The sequence below is a fragment of the Mesorhizobium sp. M1A.T.Ca.IN.004.03.1.1 genome (assembly GCF_003997555.1).
GTDB lineage: Bacteria > Pseudomonadota > Alphaproteobacteria > Rhizobiales > Rhizobiaceae > Mesorhizobium.
Window position 1 is genome coordinate 1 of record NZ_RZTV01000351.1, and the last position, 270, is coordinate 270.

Genomic DNA, 270 nt, shown 5'->3' on the forward strand with positions numbered 1-270 from the left:
GCAGAATCCAGTCGATGAAGGCGCGCACCTTCAGGGTAAGCAGGCCCTGACGGGAATAGACGATGTGGATGGGCTTGGGCCCGCCGTTATAGTCCTTCAAGATCTGCACGAGCATGCCCGAAGACAGCTCCTCGGGAACTTGATAGTCGAAGAGGCGGGCGATCCCGGCTCCATTGCACGCGGCGGCGACACAGTTGGCCGCGGTGTTCACTTCGATCCGGCTCCGGGGCATCGCCTCGACCGGTTTGCCGTCGATCTGGAAATTCCAGA

The 270-nt window shown here is 61.1% G+C and carries 1 protein-coding gene; it reads right to left on the bottom strand.

Annotated elements, in window-relative coordinates; genetic code table 11:
* The coding region (locus tag EOD29_RS31940; protein WP_245475503.1) for a LysR substrate-binding domain-containing protein at positions 1 to 270 on the bottom strand (270 nt) is incomplete at both ends.